Origin of the sequence: Carboxylicivirga sp. M1479 (assembly GCF_007097485.1) — a bacterium.
Taxonomy (GTDB): Bacteria; Bacteroidota; Bacteroidia; order Bacteroidales; family Marinilabiliaceae; genus Carboxylicivirga.
The window spans coordinates 14,410-37,504 of the sequence record NZ_VKDE01000011.1 but is presented as its reverse complement, the minus strand read 5'-3'; the positions used below and the strand labels follow the sequence as shown (position 1 = coordinate 37,504).

At 38.1% G+C, this 23,095-nt stretch carries 21 protein-coding genes; 13 read left to right on the top strand and 8 right to left on the bottom strand.

The window, feature by feature from the left end; genetic code table 11:
• Positions 1–250 precede the first annotated feature (250 nt).
• Together FNN09_RS08420 and rimM are read left to right on the top strand one after the other, a co-directional pair.
• Positions 251–820 (top strand): cob(I)yrinic acid a,c-diamide adenosyltransferase, encoded by a 570-nt coding sequence (locus tag FNN09_RS08420; RefSeq protein ID WP_143301443.1) that lies wholly within the window; start codon positions 251–253, stop codon positions 818–820.
• A gap of 62 nt (positions 821–882) precedes the next feature.
• On the top strand, positions 883–1,419 hold the full coding sequence (gene rimM / locus FNN09_RS08415; protein WP_143301441.1) for a ribosome maturation factor RimM: 537 nt from the start codon (positions 883–885) through the stop codon (positions 1,417–1,419).
• Between the two features lie 201 nt (positions 1,420–1,620).
• Here rimM and FNN09_RS08410 read toward each other — a convergent pair whose 3' ends face one another.
• The 6 genes from FNN09_RS08410 to FNN09_RS08385 form a co-directional block, all read right to left on the bottom strand.
• Positions 1,621–2,046: a thioesterase family protein gene (locus tag FNN09_RS08410; RefSeq protein WP_143301439.1), complete on the bottom strand. Its 426-nt coding sequence runs from the start codon at positions 2,044–2,046 to the stop codon at positions 1,621–1,623.
• A 1-nt stretch (position 2,047) separates the two neighbouring features.
• A complete protein-coding gene (locus FNN09_RS08405; RefSeq protein WP_143301437.1) occupies positions 2,048–2,611 on the bottom strand; it encodes an L-threonylcarbamoyladenylate synthase in 564 nt (187 codons plus the stop codon).
• 197 nt (positions 2,612–2,808) lie between these two features.
• Positions 2,809–3,522 (bottom strand): CPBP family intramembrane glutamic endopeptidase, encoded by a 714-nt coding sequence (locus FNN09_RS21110; protein ID WP_255434070.1) that lies wholly within the window; start codon positions 3,520–3,522, stop codon positions 2,809–2,811.
• Between the two features lie 179 nt (positions 3,523–3,701).
• A complete protein-coding gene (locus FNN09_RS08395) occupies positions 3,702–4,316 on the bottom strand; it encodes a hypothetical protein (RefSeq protein ID WP_143301433.1) in 615 nt (204 codons plus the stop codon).
• 194 nt (positions 4,317–4,510) lie between these two features.
• Positions 4,511–4,756: a hypothetical protein gene (locus FNN09_RS08390; protein WP_143301431.1), complete on the bottom strand. Its 246-nt coding sequence runs from the start codon at positions 4,754–4,756 to the stop codon at positions 4,511–4,513.
• A 404-nt stretch (positions 4,757–5,160) separates the two neighbouring features.
• Complete coding sequence (locus FNN09_RS08385; RefSeq protein WP_143301429.1) at positions 5,161–5,883, bottom strand: DUF6261 family protein; 723 nt, start codon at positions 5,881–5,883, stop codon at positions 5,161–5,163.
• A 580-nt stretch (positions 5,884–6,463) separates the two neighbouring features.
• Between FNN09_RS08385 and FNN09_RS08380 the strand changes: the two genes are divergently transcribed.
• The 5 genes from FNN09_RS08380 to FNN09_RS08360 all read left to right on the top strand — a co-directional run bounded on the left by FNN09_RS08380 (position 6,464) and on the right by FNN09_RS08360 (position 12,822).
• On the top strand, positions 6,464–9,052 hold the full coding sequence (locus FNN09_RS08380) for a hypothetical protein (protein WP_143301427.1): 2,589 nt from the start codon (positions 6,464–6,466) through the stop codon (positions 9,050–9,052).
• Positions 9,053–9,278: 226 nt separating this feature from the next.
• Positions 9,279–9,818 (top strand): WG repeat-containing protein, encoded by a 540-nt coding sequence (locus tag FNN09_RS08375; RefSeq protein ID WP_143301425.1) that lies wholly within the window; start codon positions 9,279–9,281, stop codon positions 9,816–9,818.
• Between the two features lie 98 nt (positions 9,819–9,916).
• Entirely contained in the window at positions 9,917–10,621 is a 705-nt protein-coding gene (locus tag FNN09_RS08370; protein WP_143301423.1) for a hypothetical protein, read from the top strand.
• A 23-nt stretch (positions 10,622–10,644) separates the two neighbouring features.
• Entirely contained in the window at positions 10,645–11,295 is a 651-nt protein-coding gene (locus tag FNN09_RS08365) for an energy transducer TonB (RefSeq protein WP_143301421.1), read from the top strand.
• Between the two features lie 261 nt (positions 11,296–11,556).
• Positions 11,557–12,822 (top strand): PQQ-binding-like beta-propeller repeat protein, encoded by a 1,266-nt coding sequence (locus tag FNN09_RS08360; protein WP_143301419.1) that lies wholly within the window; start codon positions 11,557–11,559, stop codon positions 12,820–12,822.
• Between the two features lie 209 nt (positions 12,823–13,031).
• On the opposite strand, the gene FNN09_RS08355 is transcribed toward FNN09_RS08360, so the two are convergent.
• On the bottom strand, positions 13,032–13,847 hold the full coding sequence (locus tag FNN09_RS08355; protein ID WP_143301418.1) for a 2,3,4,5-tetrahydropyridine-2,6-dicarboxylate N-succinyltransferase: 816 nt from the start codon (positions 13,845–13,847) through the stop codon (positions 13,032–13,034).
• A 771-nt stretch (positions 13,848–14,618) separates the two neighbouring features.
• Entirely contained in the window at positions 14,619–15,200 is a 582-nt protein-coding gene (locus FNN09_RS08350; RefSeq protein ID WP_221932459.1) for a glycine zipper family protein, read from the bottom strand.
• Positions 15,201–15,486: 286 nt separating this feature from the next.
• On the opposite strand from FNN09_RS08350, the gene FNN09_RS08345 reads away from it, so the two are divergent.
• From FNN09_RS08345 to ilvC, 6 genes are all read left to right on the top strand, one after another.
• Positions 15,487–16,263, top strand: a complete 777-nt coding sequence (locus FNN09_RS08345) for a hypothetical protein (RefSeq protein WP_143301416.1) — start codon at positions 15,487–15,489, stop codon at positions 16,261–16,263.
• A complete protein-coding gene (locus FNN09_RS08340; RefSeq protein WP_143301414.1) occupies positions 16,260–17,057 on the top strand; it encodes a carboxypeptidase-like regulatory domain-containing protein in 798 nt (265 codons plus the stop codon). Before FNN09_RS08345 ends, FNN09_RS08340 begins: the two co-directional genes overlap by 4 nt.
• A gap of 504 nt (positions 17,058–17,561) precedes the next feature.
• Positions 17,562–19,391 (top strand): dihydroxy-acid dehydratase, encoded by a 1,830-nt coding sequence (gene ilvD, locus FNN09_RS08335; protein WP_143301412.1) that lies wholly within the window; start codon positions 17,562–17,564, stop codon positions 19,389–19,391.
• A 102-nt stretch (positions 19,392–19,493) separates the two neighbouring features.
• Positions 19,494–21,230: a biosynthetic-type acetolactate synthase large subunit gene (gene ilvB, locus FNN09_RS08330; protein WP_185968937.1), complete on the top strand. Its 1,737-nt coding sequence runs from the start codon at positions 19,494–19,496 to the stop codon at positions 21,228–21,230.
• Positions 21,231–21,331: 101 nt separating this feature from the next.
• Complete coding sequence (gene ilvN, locus FNN09_RS08325; RefSeq protein ID WP_143301410.1) at positions 21,332–21,874, top strand: acetolactate synthase small subunit; 543 nt, start codon at positions 21,332–21,334, stop codon at positions 21,872–21,874.
• A 79-nt stretch (positions 21,875–21,953) separates the two neighbouring features.
• The gene (ilvC, locus tag FNN09_RS08320; protein ID WP_143301408.1) at positions 21,954–23,006 is read left to right on the top strand and encodes a ketol-acid reductoisomerase; all 1,053 of its coding nucleotides are present in this window, start codon (positions 21,954–21,956) and stop codon (positions 23,004–23,006) included.
• Positions 23,007–23,095: the final 89 nt, after the last annotated feature.

The window sequence follows — 23,095 nt, the reverse complement described above, 5'->3', positions numbered from 1 at the left end:
ATAACTTTCTTATTTATCTCAAACTTAAGTGCGGCCAGGCGATCTTCGAACAAGTTCTCAGCTTCCTGGTCTTTCTAAATTTTATGATAAAACGTAAGCAATTTAAAAGAAAGGCCACATCGCACGGCGCTTAAAAGAACACTATCATTTCAAAAAAATCTTTGGCAGTTATTATGATTCGTACAAACTTTTTGTTTAGACGCTTGTTTGATGTCTTATACACAAGACAAACTTATAGAAGAATAGTAAGATGAAGATATATACAAAAACAGGCGATCGCGGACAAACAGACTTACTTGGTGGAGTGCGCGTAAATAAAGATGACATTCGTGTTGATGCCTATGGTACTTTTGATGAGGTGAATTCATTTATTGGCCTTTTGCGTTCGAAATTGGAGCCGCAGCACGAATGGCAGGATAAACTGCATCAAATTCAGGTGGAGCTGATGAATACCATGAGTCATTTGGCAACTCCGACTGAGCTGAAAGAAAAAAATACCATGCCATTGCCCGAGGGGATGGATGTGTTTTGTGAGCAGTGGATTGATGCTATAGAGCAGACCTTAAGCAGTCGATCAGATCATTTTATTTTGCCTGGTGGCAACGAAGTATCGGCGTTATGCCATGTGGTACGTTCGCAATTGCGAAAGGGTGAACGCAAGTTAACAGCCTTACATCGCAAGTATCCTGTAGAGCGTTCTATTTTGTTTTTTATCAACCGTTTATCCGATTTATTTTTCAGTTTATCGCGAGCAGCCATGGAAGAGGCTCATTTGCCCGAGGAACGCTGGAAAGCTTTTCTGTACAATAGAAAAAAGTAGCAGGATTAAGGCTGTGAGCTGTTTGCTTTAAAACATTACCTTTGCATCAAAATTATAATCTGATGATTGAAAAGCATAACTGTCGCCAAGTGGGTGTTGTTGTTAAATCGCACGGTATAGCCGGTGAAATAGTAATTCGTTTGTTCGATGAGTTTTCAATCGATGACTTAGATACTCAATTTCTGTTCCTGGATTTGGATGGTGGTTTAGTACCTTTTTATTTGGAAGAGGCACGTCAGAAAAAACAAGCAGACGTGTTGGTGACTTTGGAGCAGTTGAAAAGCGATAAGGATACTGTAAAGGTGATAGATGCACCTGTATATGTTGCAAAAGAAACCAAGGCTGACGAAGAGGGTGAGGCTGATCAGCCATTTTCGGCTTATCAATTAGTAGGTTACCAATGCCAGGCAGTAGGCCATGGTTATATTGGTGAAATAACGGCGATAAAAGAGATCGCTAAAAACCCGCTGTTTGAAATTACCGATGATGAAGACAATGAATTATTAATCCCGATAGTGGAACACTTTATTGCTGGTATTGATGATGAACAACAACTGGTAATATTTGACCTGCCAGAGGGTTTGGTAGATCTTGATTAACTATCCATAAATAATAGGTTTAGGAGCCTTGATGTTTTTTCCTTAGTTTTTGTCTTCAAGAACATCGGAACAATTAAGAATTGAGTATTCTTAACTGTTTCAGTAGGAGAGTACTGTTTGGGATGAAATCCCAATAGAAAATGCTTTCAAATTAACTTTATTATAAAAGCCCGATTGCTATTTGTAATCGGGCTTTGTGTTTTATAAGTTGCGCTGCTCGTATTGGCTAACCGCTTTTCGCCATTCGGGCAGTAGCTCAAGTCCCTCTTCAGTAACTTTATTAAAGCCAACCATTACCGATTGGCAAACAGCTTTGGCCTCCCCAGTCTTTCGGTCAACCACTTGCTGAACCATTTTCAGGCTTTTACCTCCTAAGTGAATAATGGCTGTTTTTACATCCAATTCGTCTTTTAGATAAAGCGGACTAGAGAAATCGGTGTTGATGTTGACAACAATAACCGTAGCCTCCCCTTTTAATATTTCAGACCCAAATACCGCATTCATGTAGTGCATGCGTCCTAAATCGAAATACTCTTGTATGGTGGTGTTGTTTACATGCCCCAGGCCATCAATGTCGTTAAAGCGAACCTGAACAGGGGTACTGTGTTTGAACTTAATATCTTGCATCTTACTCTCTAATTATTGTTACCTGCCCATCTTTAGACAGCTTGATAATGCTCGATGGAGCCGGATTTTTGGTTTCCTCCTGACGATAGCCTACCACGTAGTCAACACCCTCTTTAATGGCCTCGCTCACTTCGTCAAATTTTTGTGGCGAAGGCTCTCCGCTAATATTGGCCGAGGTAGAAACAATAGGTTTTTTAAAGCGGGCACACAGTTGCTTCGAAAAATCTTCCTCAGTAATTCGAATGCCTACACTACCATCTTCAGCCAGTAGGTTAGCTGCTAGGTTTTTGGCATCGTCGTATATAATGGTTAATGGCTTGGTGGTTAATTCGGCCATGTCGTAAGCCACTTCTGGTATGTCGTTTACATAACCACCCAGTTTAGCCGTGTTATCCAATAATACCAACATGCTTTTTGAGTCGGCACGTTGTTTTAGCTCATATATTCGTTTCACGGCATCGGCATTTGTTGCGTCGCAACCAACACCCCAAATTGTATCGGTAGGATAAAGGATGATGCCACCCTGACGTAGTATCTCTAGTGCTTGTTTTAAATCGTCGTGCATGATAATAATTTTGGTGGTAAAGGTAAAAAAAAGGGATGAGGGGTAAAATATTAAAATCGGTAGCTAATATTCAATAGAATTTCGCGAGAACGCATCTTGTAATCCATTAAATGGGTAGTTTGTTAAAACGCACAAATACAAGTGAGTTACTTTGTTAAATATTGTCCTGTCAGAGTATGCATTAAATTATCTGGCTATTATTTAGTGGTGTTGTTACTGAATGCTCTAATGTCTTTTTCACTCGTGTAATTAAGTAGTAGAATACTAATGAGTATTGGGATCCCATATATAATAAGTCTAACAACTTCTTCAATAAGAGCTGTTAGAAATGTGCTTTGAGAAACGTTTATTGCTTCCGTTGTTGATGAAAATTCATGGGTTCCAAGTAAGGCGAGAAAATTGCTCAGAAAATGTATAATCGATAAAGTGAGAATGCTTCGCGTCTTTAGGTATACGGTTGCATACATTATGCCCAAGCACGATGCAGCATATATTTGGTTCAATACCCCTTGAATGGAGGTGTCGGGCATAGTCCATATATTTAGTAAATGAATACTTCCAAATAATACTCCGGATAAAACCACGCTTTTAACAATGCCATTAATCTTATTTAAATACGCATTAAGTAACAAACCAAATATTAGTCCGCGAAATAGTATCTCTTCCAAAAAGGCAGACACTAATGTATTTAAGGAAAATAGATAAAAATGTATTTGATTTCTAGTTTCAAAATTGTAATTAATGATGTTAGAAAAGCCTCCTGAAAATATTACTAGATAGATAATAATTGGAAGATAAAAGATGCTATCCTTCGTTTTGAATTTGCCAGAAAAGTGGAATGGTATTTTAATGGAAACTATTATATATACAAGAACTGCTAGCGTGAGACAATTAAAAATGATTGTTTCCATTGTAGTGGCTATGCACTTGGTGGTACCATAGCTTTCAATAAAGCTACTAAGAGGAATCCTATTTAATACTATCACTGCCAAAATTGTGCAAAGTGAAAAGAGTATGGGGTATTTTTTATAGTAATACATTAACGTTATATATTAGGGATGTGCTTATGCACATCCCAATAAATAGTATTTTACCATCCAATTGTAACAGAGCAATTTGAAAATTCAATACAGCCAAATCCATCCCAAATCCAATCAGCTATACATCCAGTACTTACAACCTTTACATCACAAGTAATTGTGGCAGTACCTCCTGCTTTTAATTTTTGCGTTCTTTCACTATATCCATTAGAGAATTTTTGTAATGCCTTTGTCTGAATAAAGTCGGAGGTTATTATTGGTTTCTCCATAATTGATAAAATATCAATATCTTCATTGAACTCAAATTTATCGTCAAAAACAAACATTTCTACAGAGGTGTATAATCCATCATTTGCAATTATATCATTCCCTTTCCCGTTATCCTCGAATAAATATCCAGTAAAGCCAATACTTGTTTTATCCCAAGGTTCGCTTGAAAAGTTTTTTAAGTAGACTTCCCTAACAAAAGTATTTTCATCGATTGTTCGAATTCGTGCATCAAAAATTGCTATGTTTTCCTTAAAGAACTGTTCACTTTTTTCATCAGAAAGATTTTTTGACTCTAAGTCAGTCATTTTATTTATTGCATCGTCATTATTAGTACAAGATGTAATAAAACATATAGAAAGTAATAAGCCAATTGTCACATTAAATAGATTTTTCATAACACAAAATTTAAATGATTAATAAATAAATTAAATTTGTGCAGGTTTAATCCTGCGGCCCTGCTAATGCCGTTCGCTAAAATTGCTTGGCAGGGCTTGCTTTTATAAAAGGCCTTTTTGTTAAAGCAATTCAAATATAAGTGTGTACCAGTCTAATAAAATAGACTGGGGGGGGTGAAAAAGTTCAAATGTTTTCAACAATTAACCACCTCAATTGGCTTGTTTACCTTTAGACGCTTGTTATTGGTATAAATGTAACTCTGTTTTATATGGCTATACTCAATGCTAACACCTGCTCCTTTAATTTCTTCTAACATATTAAATAATGTGGCTCGTGACACTCCTATTGTTTGTGCACAAGCAATGGCTGGGCCTGTTTGCTGTTTTTCGATGAGGTGAATAAGGTTTTTGTAGGGTGTGATTTTTAAGTTAATTTTCATTTTGAACTTCTCATTAATTGGGTTTTAGTTATACGCCTTAAGGATGCGATCTTTATAATTAAATCTCAATAGTTCGCATCCTTAAAAAGAGCATCACTAATGAATACTCATTAGTTAATTGCAGAAATGTGAAAACGTAACATGTTTTTAGGGGAGTAAAATATCGTGTTGTGACGAACGGACTTATTCTAATGATAAATGAGCGTAATTTTTACGTGAATGGGGTATTTAAGAGATTGTCAAACTGAACAAAATGTATATACGGATGTATTTTTGACCTTTGCTAGCTATTACTTTTGTGCAGTTTTACTACATAATAACACTATGCAAAAAGAAAACCTGACAGAATGTTTTCTTGTCAGGTTTTCAAACCATAGAATAAGAACCTACCCCTATTCTAAATTTTATTCCGCCTCAATGCTATCTTTCTTATTCATACGCTTACGAACCTTTTCGTTGTTATCGGCAATAATTTGTGCGGTGGCAGCTGCAAAATCGACATAGATATCGGGTGCAGCTATAATCATGGCGCGTAGGTAGGTAACCAGCTCATTATTGATGAGCTTTAATAATGCCAATTTAACTTTAGTAGCCGAATTCTTACCGTTGTGTTTAGCCTTTTCTTCGGTGTAGGTTACAAAAGTGCTTGTAAAAGCATCTTGTGCAGTGCGTATAACAGCAACGGTTTCGTTTACTCCCGGCAATAGGGCAATAGTTGCTTTTACATCCTCGGTATCCAAGTCTTTCAGTAACGATTCTATTAAAGCTGACTCTTGTGCATAGTTGGCTCGAAGTAGTTCTGATAAAGGATACTTATCTAAAACAGAACAAACGGTGTGCGCAGCTGCGCTGATGGTTTCATCGGGATGATAGAGGTAACCGTTGGATAAATTATACAAGCCACGTAATGGGTTATCGCGGTTCTCATCAGCTGTTTCTAATTCCGAAACCGTTTTGTCCTGCCTGATGGCATAGCTTAAACTTTCCTCTTCCTTACCTACCTTTTCTAATAGACTCGACAGGAATAAATCATCGATGCCCTTTGTGGCTGCAGTCTTTAAAATACTCTCCGATACGGTAGCTACTTCGCCGTTGTAGCTGCGTTGCAATAGTTTTTCTATTTTCATTAATAGTTGGTTTGTGTTGGTCATCCTTTAGCACTTGAGTAAAAAGCAAATGTATTTGAGTTCAAACAATAATGTAATGAGCTAAAATCAAATGTATATCGCTTGCTGTAACATTACAAGGGCCAAAAATCAAACGATTTTTGCTTCATGTAATGTTGCAATGGACAATTGTTAAATGATTATTGCCCATTGTAACAATGAAACGTGCAATAATTATTTGCTTTTACTCAAATCAGTGTATGTTATCGAAAAATAATTTGCTTTTGGCCTGTGTGCTTGTTTAGCTAACCAACTGTTAAATAAATTTTGATTAAAAATAATTAAATAAATTAATCCGCAAAACATTATGGATAATTAAGTGAGTGCTAGTAAAGGATTGCTTTAATAATAGGGGATTGGCGGTATGTGTTGGTAGTTAGGTGTGTAAGCTTTAGTTATTAAAGGTTGTGAAGTTGATGACAGGCGGTTGGTTTGTTAGGCTATTTAACTATTTTAGAAGAATTAATAGAATTTTTTTAGGTGTTCTATTCGATAACGTATAATATACAGGTATTAAATGACAATTTAAAAACAAGATAAAATGAAATTTACTTTAGCAATTATCACCTTAACATTATATTTTGCGTTGGGGCAGGCGCAAACAGCAAATGAAAAGATTGTGAATTTTACATACAAACTACCGGCAGGTAAAGATGGTGCTAGCTTTACTCAAGACTTACGCTGTAAAATGAGGACCGGCTCCCCTGGAGTTTTACTTTATGTGGATGAAGGCCGAGAATTAGGGAAAGGTTTTTATCCCAACACATTTGTTTATAATGGGAGACAATACTCACAAAGTCAATTTGCCCGTAAAGTCAATATATGGCCTGATGTCGAGTGGGAAGCAACTATAACCATTGATGGTAAAACACATACCACCTCTTGGTCTTCCGATTTGGTGCATCACAAGTTGATTTTTAATGGATTTACCGATAAAGAACTTAGTGATAAGTTATATTTTGGGAAAATAAATGTGAAATATCGAATTAAGAATGTTGTGTTTGATATGTCTCATGTAAAAACTTCGGTTGAAGGGTTTAACAGAAGTTTGTCATATGGCCGGGAGGCTATGAAAAAAGCTGATGCGAATATACAGAATGGTAACTACAGTAAAGCTAAGGGGAATGCGAATGTAGCAGTGGTTCATTTTAAGAATGCTGCGGTGTACATGACTATAGATAATATTGCCGCCCTAATACAACAGGCCGAAGATTTAAGATCTGAGGCAGCCACACTAGCAGAAAACAAAAGCAAAAATGCCACAACCGAAGAGAAAATTGCTAATAATAACTCAACAGATAATCAGAATCAACAAGCTGCTGTAGCTAAAGTGTCAACCGATACAAATGCGAATTCTGTTAACTCAGCCTCCTCGGTGGATTATACAAATAAGGGAAATGAATACTTCTCAAAAGATCCTGATGTGGCTGAGATGTACTATAAAAAGGCATTAGAAGCTGATCCGAACAACGAAAATGCAAAAACTAACCTGGAGAAAGTCCAACACAATAAGCGCCTCATCGCCCAATCGAAACAATTGGGAATTGAGACATCTGAAATGTCACATAATATGGAGCAATTATCAGGTCATGTGTCTGATGCAATTACTACAGGAAACTCTCACGCAATAGGTATGACGGGTGTTAAAACAGCAGAAGTTCTTGCTCAATCCGGTGCATCGGCAACCGAGGCTATGCTCGGTGGTGCAGGGGCTGCTGTTGGAGCTGCAGTACTTAATTCATGGATGAATCCTAAAGTGCAATATGATGTGGTGAAAGAATTTGAAGGACACACCTTTAAGGGCAAAATGTCTAATGGTAAAACCAAAGAGGGGATTGTGATTTATGAAAATGGTGATGTTTGTAAAGGCAGTTTCTTCCCTTTTAAAACTAAAGCTGCTATATACAAAGGGACATGTGTATATCATAATGGGTCGCAATTTGATGGGAGGTTTGTACAAGGAAAAGGAAATAAAGCCCCGGCATCAGGCACAATGACTTTTGCCGATGGAAGTGTTTATAAAGGTACTTATAAGGAGGATGGATTCAGCACATATGATAAAAGATGGAAATACGGTACCTATACTGCTCCAGATAAGAAGTTTGTAATTAGCGGATACTTTGATGAAAATAGGAAACTTTCAAGTGGCAAATTCTCATACATTTATTCCAGCGGTAATATTATTACTTTCTCATATCCAGAAACTGAGACAGTTTCAATTAAATACGCCAATGGTGACTATTTAGTAATAAAAAAAGATGATAAAAGCGAACTTAAAATTGAAGTTACTTACAGGAAAAAAGCTGTAGGATATGGTGGAAAGAAAGCTGACTTAAACATACCAAATATTGATGAGGTCATAAAAAACGTGACTGAATTAGGAGGAGAAAACAATCTTGCTTACATACTTTTTTACGTGTCAAGGCGTTGGATTCCTGAGGTAAGGAAAGAGGAATACTATTTAAAAGCAATGGAATTGGCTATTTCTGATGAACAAAGGCAATTTATTGAAGATGAAACCAATATTAAAGTTTCCATAGGTGGATTATTTAATAAATGGACACGATACTCACAATCGTTAAGGTGGAATTTTTATAAGCTGGAAGAATGTAAAAAAGACGCGTGGTTTAATTATCATAGTGCAATACAGTGTTTTGAAGAAGATCGAAAGGCTGAAGCAGAGGAGTTTATTGATAAGGCAATTGATAATTCTGAAGATAATAATACACGATCATCGATATATTACTCTACTGCTAAATATTTTCATATAAAATTAGATTATAATAAAGCAATGAGATATTATCGCAGGAGTATTAGGGAAAATTATAAACATGTGAGCTCTATTGGTAACATAGGGATAATATATTATTCGATGCAGGATTTAGATAAAAGTATTGAATATTTGAATAGGGCATGCACATTTAATCCTAAAACTTCCTTTGGATATGATTTAGCTTTGGCAAATTTCTGCGCAGGAAACATAAAGGAAGCAAAAGTATTGTATGCAAAATATCGGAAGATACTAAAGAAAGAGTCAGTAGAGATTGCTATTAATAAGCTGAATAAGATAAAAAATAATGGGCATGATGATGATGCCATCAATGATATAATCGAAAATATTTTAAATTAAGGATTTTAGCATAGTAGAAATAGAGAAGTTTGTTGGCATATGACCCCGCTAGCGCAGATTTGTAATTAGTTCTAATGAGTTAAACATTGGCACGAATTACAAGTTTGCGCTAGCAAGTGCAAAAGCTGTTTAAACAATAAAAAGTGAGCCATAAGAAAAGTATCCTTAAACAGGATATTGACTAGTATGGTGAGTTTCATATGGTCTTTGAAAATAAATTTAACAGATGAAACACAAAGAAAATGGCCATGTCGGTTTGATGGTATTTATACTCCTTATCACTATCATAGGCTGCAGTCAGCAAGTAAAGGAGGATTATTTAATAAAAGTATTTGAAGGAGCATCTGACGAAGTAGGTGTTAAAAGTGGTTATGTAAATTCACGCGGTGATACCATCATTGCGCTTGGAAAGTATTATTACTGTTATACCGATACACTAAAGAATTTGGCGATCGTGTTAAAAAAAGGAGGTGCTTGTGTTGCTATTGACCGAAACCAGCGAGAATTATTTGAGTTGTTTTGGTACGATAACGGACCAGACGATATTGTTGAGGGACTTTTCAGGATTAAAAAGAATGGAAAGATTGGTTATGCCAACCTGGATGGTGAAATTGTTATAAAGCCACAGTATGCCTGCGCATTCCCATTCAAAGATGGAAAGGCCAAGGTTGCGTATAATTGTAATACGTCATCAGTAGGCGAGTATAGTAAGTGGGATAGTGACCATTGGATCTATATTGACAAGAGCGGAAAGGAAATTGAATGAGTTTTGGCTTATCTTACCAAAGTATTTATTGTTTGCCACTATTTCTTTCATCAAACGAGGTGGGAGACCTAATTGAAAAGTACATAGATATTTGCACCATGAAAAAGAATCTACTATTTACTGCAATAGTTTTGGCCGTCGTTCTGTTATCCTGCAATAGCAGGCAATCCATTGAAACCGATGAACTAATCGCGGAGCTATTTACAAAGGAAGAAATACAAGGGCTGAGATTAATGATCAACTATACCGATAGTGTGGTTTCCTGCGTCAACCCTAATGCGAACATAGCAATGGCATATCACGAGTACTTAGACATGCAGATTCAAATGCTTGAGGCTAATGGTGACCTAATTGCCATCAGTGACTTGGAGAAATATCATTTTTTAGAAAGCATAAATAAGTCAGCTTTTGATGCTGTTTTTAACATGTTGAATGATGCTCGAAGAATTAAATATAAAGATACGATAGTGACTAATCTTACTAACTTTAAACAGCTGACACTTTCGCCTAACGGTAAGTATTCTAAATATCTTATAAGGCTCGGAGAGCATGATGATTTCTTTAAGTCCTTTTCTTCGAATCTTACTGCAATGGGTTGTATGTCGGCCAGTCAATTTAACTGGTTTATACATAATCATAAGAACTTCGATTTTAGTGAGGTAAAAAACAGGTTGTTTGTTTCTATTTTCATACTTAGAATTGAAGAATCTTACAATAAAAAAATTGAAAGATATATGAAAATGAAAGAATATACCCCCCCCGCTAGCGAAGATTTGTCATCTGTGCTCGTGAGGATCTATTAACCTAAACGACAAAATAAAGAACTATGAAAAAGACAATGTTATTTACCCTAGTTTGTGTGTTGAATTTAAGTTATTTAGTTGGTCAGGAAGATGCAGCATTTATCAAAGCACGCTTTGATGGCAATATTAACAAGCATTTTGCTACCAGAATTAAAATTCCAATTGACGTAACTGAAAACTATATTCAAGGAAATACAGTTATCTCCTTTAAGCTTAGTAAAGATGGAGAGATTAGCTCTGTTGTAGTCGACGAAAATTCGCACGTATCAATAGCTGAACAAGCTTTGTCGATATTGAAGTCCACAGAAGGTAGGTGGCGACCTACTCAGGTAAATAATGAACCAATTGACTTCGTTTACAAAATAGTCATCAATAATAAGGTTTATTCAGGACCTCCTCCAGCGAAATCTGAATCCATTGTTTTGAAAGAAAAGTCTGAAAAAAAAATAGAAAAAGAGCAATACGAAAAGGCTTTGCGATATATAGATAAAGCGATAAAATTAGATTTGTATAAACCTCCTTATTATAAGATACGTTCGCAGATTTACACCTTGCTTAATATGCCTAATGAATCTGAAAAAGATCGTTTAAGAGCGATGAGGTATGAAAAGGAAATTATAACAATTGTAAATGTTTCTTCTTATAAAATCGTAACAACAAGACGTATTGGTTAATAAGCTTACATTGTAAGCTTAAAAAACTACATACTTCCTTAACATCTCATAGATGCTAAGGAAGTTAAGTGTGCAATTAAGTCGAAAAAAATAGTAGTTTTAAATGACAGATTACATAAAACGAAAACTATACATTTTGCGAACAAAAGTTTAACGCATAATTACTGAATAGCAGAAGTATAAAACAACTCTGCGCCTTTGCATCTCAGCATTATAATTTTAACCGTATATTCGAGTTATTACCCAAAAATCTAAGAGTCTATGAATACAAAGTCTACCGGAAGAGCCTCTATCCTATTATTGGTATTAATAAGCTTCCTATTTTCTGCTAATGCCCAGATTACACAATTCCGTGGGCCAAACCGCGATGGTGTTTTTCCTGAAACAGGATTATTAAAAGAATGGCCGGCAGATGGGCCAACAGCCTTGTTTGTAACGGAAGGATTGGGCATGTCAAATGCTTCAACCATTGCCACTGCCGACCGTATTTATACCACGGGTAATATCGATACACTCGAGTATTTAAGCTGTATCGATATGGAGGGCAAAATTCTTTGGCAAAAACCTTACGGGGAGGTCTGGAAAAACTCATTCCCCGAAGCAAGATGCACGCCAACACTTGAAGGTGACCGAATTTATATGCTCTCCGGCATGGATCAGATGGCTTGTTTAAATGCTAAAACCGGCGACGAAATTTGGAGTGTTGACTTACACAAAGAATACCAAAGCGATTGGGATATGTTTGGTGTGTCTGAATCGCCGCTATTGGTTGATGACAAAGTGATTGCTTCCATTGGTGGCGAAACAGCCATGGTTATAGCGCTGGATAAAATGACCGGTAAGTTGATCTGGAAGTCGAAATCCTTAAATACTAAACGTTCGAATGTATCCCCAGCTTTGATTGAACACTGTGGCAAAAAATACATTATTACGGCCAGCAAAACACACGTGCTAAGTTTAGATACAGAAGATGGTAAGATTTGCTGGGATTATCATTATAATATCCTTAGTCCTAAAGGTGATAATTCAACTATTATATCAAATATTCCAACTTATAAGGATAGTTGCTTATGGATATCGGGCGGTTGGGATGCCAAGTCAACCATGGTAAGAATTGCCCCCGATGGTCAGTCGGTTACCGAAGAGTTTAACGACCGGACTTTTGATAATCAAAACCACGGTGTTGTATTAGTAGATGACTTTTTATACGGCTCGAATTTTACTGGAAGGCAAACCGGCAAATGGATATGCATGAACTGGCAAACTGGCGAAATTAAATGGATTGGTGATTTTCATACCAAAGGCCCCATCATTTCAGCCGACAACATGTTATACCTCTACGAAGAACGACGCGGCCACATAGCATTGGTAAAAGCCAATCCAAAAAAGTTCGAAGTGATAAGTTCGTTTCGCGTAACAGAAGGAAAAGGACCGCACTGGGCTCGTCCGTCTATTTACAACAGTATGTTACTCGTCAGGCACGGTGATGTTATGGTGGCCTATGATATTAAAGAGAAAAATGAATAAAGATACCTACTCCCTGTAGCCTACGAATCTTTCCTATGGGAAAGCCTGCCTGCTACAGGTAGCGCCATAAAGCAATGGGAAAAATAGATATAACAAAAAACCTGACAGGAGTTATTCCCATCAGGTTTTCTATATCATTCGCTAATCCATTAAACTAAGCAAGCTGTAATACCATTTAAAGTTTAACAGTCTAGTCTCTATTAGTCTAATTAAACGGCTACATTGTTATCGCGCAATGCATCGTTCAACGATGTTTTCTTATCAGTCGATTCTTTACGCTGACCAATAATTAAAGCAGCAGGTACCTGGTACTCACCAGCTGGGAACTTTTTGGTAATGGTCCCCGGAATAACCACCGAGCGAGGAGGTACATAACCTTTGTATTCTTTTGGCTCGTCGCCACTCACATCAATAATTTTGGTTGATGCTGTTAATACCACATTGGCACCTAGTACAGCTTCTTTGCCTACGCGTACACCTTCAACAACAATACAGCGAGAACCAACAAAGGCATCGTCTTCGATAATAACCGGAGCAGCCTGTACAGGCTCCAACACACCACCAATACCAACGCCACCACTCAAGTGAACGTTTTTACCAATTTGAGCACAGCTACCAACCGTAGCCCATGTATCTACCATGGTTCCTGAAGATACGTAAGCGCCTATGTTCACATACGATGGCATCATTACAACGCCCGACTCAAGGTAAGCGCCATAACGAGCAACAGCATGAGGTACCACACGTACGCCTTGCGCTGCGTAATCTTTCTTCAAAGCAATTTTATCGTGAAATTCGAAAGGACCAACTTCAATGGTTTCCATCTTTTGTGTTGGGAAATAAAGAATAACAGCTTTTTTTACCCACTCGTTGACAATCCACTCATCGCCCTGTGGTTCAGCAACACGTATGTCGCCTTTGTCTAACTGCTCAACAACTGTTTTAATAGCATCAACAGTTTCTGGGTTATTTAGTAGCGACCTGTCGTCCCAGGCCTTTTCGATCATATTCTTTAAATCGCTCATTGCTTATAATTTTATGTTTTGACTGCAAAAATAATTCTAATTAATAAGATATCAAGCTTAAAAAATGTTCAATGCTTTTGTTTTAACTATTTAGTGGCGTGGTGTTAAAAAATTAAATAAGGCCATGGAATGTTGAAAATGTAACAAGTTAGTGCTTCGTGCGAGCTTTCGTTTGCAAGAGTGGTCTTTGCCCGTCACTTTTTCTGACTTATAGGATTTTTCTGTGGATTAATAATAATTTGTAATGAAAGGAAGCAACGAAATACCCTGTTTTGTGAGATGGTTCTCCTTTCTTTTGCATCGCCCAAAAGAAACAAAACGCTAGTCCCATTGATGCTACCACCCGCTCTAATGATTAATCAATTTCACAATCAAAGTAGGTCAAGCCCCTTTGATGTTCAATTAAATTAATCATTATTCAGGCCTTCACATGCCCGCCAATGGAACAGACCACCGCACTGTCGAAATTGCATTTCGAGTGGTGCAAGGAGGATAGCCAAAAGTGAATGATTTGCACTTACGTTACTAATTATTTCTCTATACTTTCTGTTGTATCACCCAAAAGAATGAATAACGATGATTGTTTTTTTTGTAGTACCATTGATTAGAAAGTACACTGTTTATTTCTTTGTCCACACGAATATCTAGTGATCCCTTTTCCTATTGTTTGAGATGATATAAATACCATGGGCCAACTTAGTATCAAAGTTAGCCCATTGTATAGTGGTATGTTTTTTTAATAATGTGATTTAATCGTCAAATTGTTAGCTGTTAATTAACTGAATAACCTTTGCCTTCTATACAGGCAGAAAAGGCTTTTTTGAAATTATCTAACATCTCTTGTTCCTTAGCATTAGCCGCAGCTTCGTTTTGTTCCTGCTGAACGGCTCTACCATATCTACTTGCTCTTCTTCCTCGTATAGCACCGGCTGTAGCACCAATGGCAGCTCCTTTGCCCGCATCGCCTGCTATGGCTCCAATAGCAGCACCTGCAGCAGCTCCTCGTGCCGCACCTCTTACTGCCGATCCATCGGGTCCCGTTGCTACTTGCTCTGCTTCTATATCCGGAATATTTAAGGGGTCAACACCTGAGGCTTCGGCAGCCCATCTGTAGCATTCCATTTCATCGGCTTTCTGTGTGGCTTTGTCTTGCCCCTTGGCCGGAAATATATATAAACCCAATGATTTACCTACGTCTATTATTGTTTCGACAGTTACAGTGGTAGTGGTAATGGTAGTTACGCCATTAGCTTCAACAGTATCTCTTGTTGTTGTCGTTGTTGTTTGCGCATCAATGCTTATCACCATCAGTAAAGCTATGGCAACCATAAAAATGTGTTTATACTTTTTCATCATGTAAGGATTAAATTTCGACTATCGTAAAACAGAATCAAGTTAACAGTGATTGGTATAAATAGCAATAGCTTAAACCCATTTGATGCTCAGAGTGTTCCTTTTACTATTGCTCAATAATTCAAGAATGTTTGGTATGTGGCATTCTTTCCAGTTTATTTTTATTGTATTCGAATGGTGCAAACGGTATAGTATGTTAATTGGTGTTAATAATGAGGTCATTGGTTGAAATTATTAAACACAAGCTTACTAATTCTTTAACTTGTGCATACCTAACCAAGTGCGAATGAGTAAAATCTATTTAATACTGTTGTTAATTGTTTTGTTGGCTGCCACCAAAGTTAGCGGGCAGGTGCAAAAAGTATGGCTGCATGGGCAAGTAGTTCGTCAGAGTGATAGTAGGCCCATACCCTTGGCTCAATTGGCTAGTTTTAAAATGAAGAATGTATTTGCTGCCGATTCAAGTGGACAGTTCAAGGTTATTTTAGACAATAATGATAGTATTAAGGTTTTTGCTTTGGGTTTTGAACCCATCATCATCCATTTGGATAGTTTAAATGTTGATGCCGACCGTATGTATTCTTTTGCATTGCATCAGATATCGTATCAGATAGAGCAGGTTGATGTAAATGTGAGTAAACATTACATGGATTATACAGACAAGTTGAAAGCCATTAGGAAGAAACAGGAAGAGATTGACCTGATGTTGCCAGCAGATATTAAATTGGGTAGGAAGCCTGAAATTGCGGTGGATTTATTGCCCACCTATTCAAGAAAACCGCCCGTATTGGCTGCCATTTTTCAGCCCGCTAATGTACTGTATTATTATACTTCAAAATCTGAAAAGCAGAAGCGACAAATGCTAAAGCTATTGCAATACGAAAAACAAAGGCAACTGATGACTCTTGATATGTTGGAAGCTGTTAGTGGGCTAAGTGATGAAGAATTGCAGGCTTTTATGATGTATTGTAATGCTCACATTAAATTCGACAAAAAAGATACAGAGCTAAGTGTAAAGTATAAAGTGATTGATTTATTTAACGATTACAAAGAGGGGAAATGAGAGCGAGAAATTGTGTTTTAGTAGCTATGCTTTTGTGCTTGAGTTCAATCTTATTGGCACAAAGCAACCATGGAGAACATACTTTAATAGGTAAAGTCGTTACAGAGGATAGCACAAGTGTTGTGCCCTTTGCTTTTGTTGCCAGTAATGAGAGTGGTTTAGGTAAAGAAACCAACGAAAATGGCTGTTTTAAGTTAAATACAAGTGTGGGCGATACGCTCTTTTTTCGCTCTTTAGGTTATGAAGATGCCTTACTTCTTGTAGATGAACCAATGCTGTCAGACACCTTGATTTGGCAAGTTAAAGCAAAGTCATATGAATTGGCTTCAGTTGATGTGCTTATGTTTCGATCCTATGCTTCTTTCAGGAGTATGGTGGCGAACATGGATATTATGGAAGATAAATCAAGCATGAACATGAGTTTCATGTTAGATGTTAGGCATTTAGGTGCTGATTTGGCAACAGCTGGTTCGTCCTATTCGCAGGCTGGATCTGGTATTAATTTATTAGCTATACCAAAGCTTATTGGTAGTCGAATTATTCATACCAAAGAAGGACTCACACACGAAGAAAACAGCAAGTTATATGAGCGGTATAATCAATTCACTACCAAGGAAAATCTCAGATCATTTACTAAGCTTGACGATGAAGATTTGGATGCTTTTATTGTTTTTCTCCGAAGTAAACATAAAATTGATCCCCACCTTTCTGATTATAAAATGATGGAGGCAATTGGAATGGTACTCAATCAGTTTCTGGCTTTGAAAGAAGATACTACTCATATTAAAAACTGATAAATATCATGTTTGAATTGAACTTATATTTTGTTCTTCCGCATGAGCTTTAATCGTGTGCTGTGTAAGGTGCATAATTTCAGAGTTTAAGAATGAGACCTAGAAGTCTTTATTTTGCTGTTTTTTTTTGAACGATACCTTATATATAAGAGAGGGGTGTAAATAGTAAGGTAATCGCTATCTAAAAAATCAAATTGTAAAATAATTCTACATTTTTTTGACTATTTCTTTGGAGATAAAAAAATCAATCCTACATTTGCTAACGTAAAAAGCAACATGGTGGTTTAGGATGTAAAAAACTAAAGCATCAAAAAATTAAAATATAATTTCAAGATGAAATTTAATTTATCACTCATTCTCAACATTATTATTATTCTCGTGGTCATTATTATTAGAACCTAGAGGAGTGAGAATGCTATGTAGATAAATCGACAGATATAAAATACAGAAGAGCTTTTCTCACAAACGAGAAAAGCTCTTTTTTTTGATACTAACTCAACGAAAATGAAGATAACACTTAGAAGCGCAACATCAACACAAGGCAGGAGAATGGCGGGAGCCAGGAGTTTGTGGCGTGCCAATGGCATGAAAGAACAACACTTTGGTAAGCCAGTAATTGCGGTGGTGAATTCATTCACACAGTTTGTGCCTGGTCATGTGCATTTGCACGACATTGGCCAAATGGTTAAGCAACGTATTGAAGCCAACGGATGCTTCGCTGCTGAGTTCAATACGATTGCCATCGACGATGGGATCGCTATGGGGCACGACGGCATGTTGTATTCATTACCATCGCGTGATATAATTGCCGACAGTGTTGAGTACATGGCCAATGCGCATAAAGTGGATGCCATGGTTTGTATCAGTAATTGCGATAAGATTACACCTGGTATGTTAATGGCTGCCATGCGTTTAAATATTCCAGCCGTGTTTGTTTCGGGTGGTCCGATGGAAGCTGGTAAAGCTGGCGGTAAAGCTCTTGACTTAGTAGATGCCATGGTAATGGCGGCCGACGATTCTGTTTCTGATGAAGAGGTGGATGAGGTTGAGCGCAATGCCTGTCCAACTTGTGGATCTTGCTCGGGTATGTTCACTGCGAACTCAATGAACTGCTTGAATGAAGCCATTGGATTGGCTTTACCAGGTAACGGAACCATTGTTGCCACGCACGTTAATCGCAAGGCTTTATTTGAAAAAGCAGCAGACTTAATCGTAGATATTACCAATAAATATTATGGCGAAGGAGATGAATCTGTTTTGCCTCGTTCCATTGCCAGCTATAAGTCATTTGAGAATGCCATGACTTTGGATATTGCCATGGGAGGGTCAACCAACACGGTCTTGCACATTCTGGCAATCGCTCATGAAGCAGGTGTTGATTTTACAATGGCTGACATTGACCGTTTATCACGCTTAACTCCTGTGCTGTGTAAAGTAGCTCCAAATTCAAACTACCATATCGAGGATGTGAATCGTGCTGGTGGTATCATGGGGATTTTAGCAGAATTAAACCGAGGTGGTTTATTACATACAGATGTGAGTCGTGTTGATTTTCCTAGTTTGAAAGAGGCCATCGACGCTTATGATGTCATGAGCAAATCGATTTCTGAAGAAGCCAAAGAAGTTTATACCAGTGCACCTGCAGGAATGTTCAACTTAACCATGGGTTCGCAAAAAACAAAGTATGGTCAGTTGGATTTAGACAGAGAAAAGGGCTGTATTAGGAGCGTAGAAGGTGCATACTTCCAAGATGGAGGTTTAGCTATTTTGTTTGGTAACCTGGCAGAAAACGGTTGTGTTGTAAAAACTGCCGGCGTTGATGAAGATATCTTTACGTTTAACGGAACAGCTCGTGTTTACGAATCGCAAGATGATGCCTGCGACGGTATTTTATCTGATGAGGTAAAGGCAGGAGATGTGGTTATCATCCGCTACGAAGGACCAAAGGGAGGACCGGGCATGCAAGAAATGCTGTATCCAACATCCTACCTAAAGTCGAAGCATTTGGGTAAAGAGTGTGCTTTGTTAACGGATGGTCGTTTTTCTGGTGGTACATCTGGTTTATCAATTGGACATGCATCGCCTGAGGCTGCCGGAGGTGGAAATATTGCTTTGGTACAGAATGGTGATCCGATATTAATTGATATCCCCAACAGAAAAATAGAATTACAAATAAGTGCCGATGAATTGGCTAAAAGACGCGCTGCCGAAGAAGCTAAAGGAGCCGATGCTTTTAAGCCAGGAAAAAGAGAACGATATGTATCAAAAGCCTTGAAAGCCTATGCCAGTCTGGTAAGTGCTGCTGATCAAGGTGCAGTACGAATGATTGATTAAGAAATTAGACCACTAGACATAAGACGATTAGACAGTTAGATTACCCACATTGTAATTTATCTAAGCATCTAAAATTCTTCTTGTCTAAAAATCTAAATAAATATGGAAACACAAACGCAAACAACAACCATGGAAGCCAAGGAAATGAAAAAGAAACGAATGAGTGGCTCCGAAGCCGTGATGCAGTCCCTTTTGCACGAAGGTGTGGACTTGCTTTTTGGATATCCGGGTGGGGCTATTATGCCTGTGTATGATGCACTTTACCACTACAAGGATCAGTTGAATCATATTTTAACTCGTCATGAGCAGGGTGCTGTTCATGCGGCGCAAGGATATGCACGAGTCACTGGCAAAGTTGGCGTTTGCTTTGTTACAAGTGGACCAGGTGCAACCAATGCTGTTACAGGTATTGCCGATGCCATGGTTGATTCAACACCAATGGTTGTGATTAGTGGTCAGGTTGGTTCGGCTCTTCTGGGAACCGATGCTTTTCAGGAGACCGATGTGGTTGGTATCACTCAGCCAATTACCAAATGGAACTATCAGGTAAAGCGAGCAGAAGAAATTCCTGAAGCCATTGCCAAAGCTTTTTATATTGCCTCAACAGGACGTCCTGGGCCAGTGTTAATTGACATCACTAAAGATGCTCAGTTTGCTCAGTTTGATTTTGAGTATAACAAAGTAAATAGGGTTAGAAGTTATCAGCCTAAAACACTTGTGAAATCAGAACAGGTGGCTGAAGCAGTTCGTTTAATCAATTTAGCCAAGAAGCCTCTTGCTTTGGTAGGACAAGGTGTTGTGTTGGGAGGTGCCGAAAATGAGTTGATGGACTTCTTAAAGAAGACAGGGATCCCCGCTGCATGGACTTTGTTAGGTTTGTCGGCCATGCCAAGTGACTTTGATCAGAATGTGGGTATGTTGGGTATGCACGGTCATTATGGACCAAATGTAAAAACCAATGAAGCGGATGTGATCATTGCCATTGGAATGCGTTTTGACGATCGTGTAACGGGTAATGTTCAAAAATATGCGACCAATGCTAAAGTGGTGCATTTAGAAATTGATCCAGCTGAAATAAATAAAATAATCTATGCCGATGTACCGGTACTTGGTGATGTGAAAGATTCATTACCGATGTTGACCAAAATGGCATCAGAAAATAAACACGAGGCTTGGTTAGGCGAGTTTAAGGCTTGCGATAAAATCGAGGATCAAAAAATCATCCAAGAAGAGTTGTATCCATCAAAAGAAGGGTTGACGATGGGTGAAGTGGTACGTAGAGTAACAGAGCAATACGATGATGATGCTATTATGGTAACTGATGTTGGCCAGCACCAGATGTTTGCATCACGTTACTTTAAGTTTAAACAAACGCGCAGTGTTGTAACATCAGGAGGATTGGGTACCATGGGCTTTGGATTGCCAGCAGCCTTAGGAGCTAAGTTAGGTCAACCAGAGCGTCCTGTTTGCTTGTTCGTTGGAGATGGTGGTTTCCAGATGACAATTCAGGAGTTGGGAACAATCTTTCAAACGCAGGCTGATGTGAAAATCATCTTACTAAATAATAACTTTTTAGGAATGGTGCGTCAGTGGCAAGAGTTATTCTTTGATAAGCGCTATGCCTCTACTGAGTTGATGAATCCCGATTTTCAAACCATTGCTAAAGGATACGGTATTGCAACTGAAAAAGTAACCGAGCGTGATGATTTGGATGCTGCGGTAGAACGTATGGCTCAGCACAAAGGTGCTTTCTTATTAGAAGTAGTGGTTGAGAAAGAAGGAAATGTTTTTCCAATGGTACCAACGGGAGCTTCCGTTTCTGAAGTACGCCTTGAGTAATTAGAAGATAGATTGTTAGACCATTAGACTTTAAGAAAAGTAAGAGAAAGAATCGTCTATTCATCTAGATTCTATTTGTCTCTAAATCTAAAAAAGAAACAATGAAACAAGAATTCACATTATCAATATATTCAGAAAACCACGTCGGCCTTTTAAATCAGGTGACAACCGTTTTTACACGTCGCCATATTAACATCGAGAGTTTAACCACTTCCGAATCGGCCATACCAGGCATTCATAAATTTACCATTGTGGTATTTACATCGCGCGAGCAGGTAACCAAATTAATGTTGCAAATAGAAAAGCGCATTGATGTAATAAAAGCATACGTGTTTACTGCTGAGGAAATAGTGCATCAGGAAGTGGCTTTGTACAAGGTAAAAACAGAGTCTTTATTAAATAGCAACGAAATTGAGCGTTTAGTGCGTCAGTACGGAGCACGTATTTTGGAAGTAACCAAGGAATATACAGTGATTGAAAAGACTGGTCATAAGCGCGAAACACAGGAGCTTTTTGAAAAACTCGATCATTTTGGAGTACAGCAGTTTGTTCGGTCAGGTAGAATTGCAGTAACCAAGCTAAAGGATGAGTTGCTCTCGAATTACCTGAAGAAGCTCGAAAAAGAAAAGTCCTTATTAGACTAAGCATAAACGTGTTTCCCAAAAGAGAAAAGGAAGCATTCAAATAAATAGTTAAGAATATAAACATTAATCAAATAGAATCATGGCAAAAATTAATTTCGGAGGAACAGAAGAAAACGTAGTAATGAGGGAAGAGTTCCCATTGGAAAAAGCACTAGAGGTATTAAAAGACGAAACCATTGCTGTTATTGGTTATGGTGTGCAAGGTCCAGGTCAGTCACTCAACCTAAAAGACAACGGTTTTAATGTAATTGTTGGCCAGCGCAAAGAATCAAAAACATGGGACAAAGCCATTGCTGATGGTTGGGTTCCAGGAGAAACTCTTTTTGAAATAGAAGAAGCTTTAGCTAAAGCAACAATTATTCAATACTTACTTTCGGATGCTGGTCAAATTCAAATGTGGGATACCGTTAAGAAGCACTTAACACCTGGCAAAGCCCTTTATTTCTCGCATGGATTTGGTATCACTTACAAAGAGCGTTCGGGTATTGTACCTCCTGCAGATGTTGATGTGATTTTGGTTGCACCTAAAGGTTCAGGAACTTCATTACGTCGTATGTTCCTAGAAGGACGTGGTTTGAACTCTTCATTCGCTATTTTCCAGGATGCAACAGGTAAAGCTTACGATCGTGTTATCGCCTTGGGTATTGGCGTTGGTTCGGGTTACTTATTCGAAACTGATTTCAAACGCGAGGTATACTCCGATTTAACTGGTGAGCGTGGTACTTTAATGGGATGTATCCAGGGTATTTTCGCAGCTCAATACGAAGTTTTACGTGCTAATGGTCACTCGCCATCTGAAGCATTCAACGAAACGGTTGAGGAATTAACACAAAGCTTGATGCCTTTGGTTGCTGAAAACGGTATGGACTGGATGTACGCGAATACATCGACTACTGCTCAGCGTGGTGCCTTAGACTGGTGGAAGCCTTTCCGCGATGCTACCAAGCCAGTGTTTGAAAAATTATATGCAGAAGTTGCTGCGGGTAACGAAGCACAGCGTTCAATTGACTCTAATAGTCAAGCTGATTACCGAGTGAAGCTAGATGCTGAATTGAAAGAGTTGAACGACTCTGAAATGTGGCAAGCAGGTGCTGCTGTCCGTAAATTGAGACCAGAAAACCAAGATAAGTAAAGCCACAAGAGATAAGTATCAGGACACAGTTAGGGTCCTGATACTTGTTTCTTTCACCTTGAATCTAAAAAACAGAAACCGAAGGGGAT